Genomic DNA, 623 nt, shown 5'->3' with positions numbered 1-623 from the left:
TTCAGGCTAAGGTAAAATTTGTGAGTTTTCATGAATTTTCGGCGAATGTCGTCTTCACAGTATAACCAGATTGCTTGGGGTTATATGGTCAAGTGAAGAAGCGCATACGGTGGATGCCTTGGCAGTCAGAGGCGATGAAAGACGTGGTAGCCTGCGATAAGCTTCGGGGAGTCGGCAAACAGACTTTGATCCGGAGATCTCTGAATGGGGGAACCCACTCAGCATAAGCTGAGTATCTTGTACTGAATACATAGGTGCAAGAGGCGAACCAGGGGAACTGAAACATCTAAGTACCCTGAGGAAAAGAAATCAACCGAGATTCCCTTAGTAGTGGCGAGCGAACGGGGACTAGCCCTTAAGTGGCTTTGAGATTAGCGGAACGCTCTGGAAAGTGCGGCCATAGTGGGTGATAGCCCTGTACGCGAAAATCTCTTAGTCATGAAATCGAGTAGGACGGAGCACGAGAAACTTTGTCTGAATATGGGGGGACCATCCTCCAAGGCTAAATACTACTGACTGACCGATAGTGAACCAGTACCGTGAGGGAAAGGCGAAAAGAACCCCGGAGAGGGGAGTGAAATAGATCCTGAAACCGTATGCGTACAAGCAGTGGGAGCCTACTT

1 rRNA gene is annotated in these 623 nt (G+C 48.8%); it reads left to right on the top strand.

Features of this window, described 5'->3' with window-relative positions:
- Positions 1–86: 86 nt before the first annotated feature.
- Positions 87–623: ribosomal RNA gene (locus tag ACQRAX_RS25555) — 23S ribosomal RNA — on the top strand; the annotation flags it as partial.

The organism is Pseudomonas sp. UM16 (genome assembly GCF_050312595.1).
Lineage (GTDB): Bacteria > Pseudomonadota > Gammaproteobacteria > Pseudomonadales > Pseudomonadaceae > Aquipseudomonas.
Note: the sequence above shows the minus strand (reverse complement) of the source record. Positions and strands in the feature narration are given on the sequence as shown.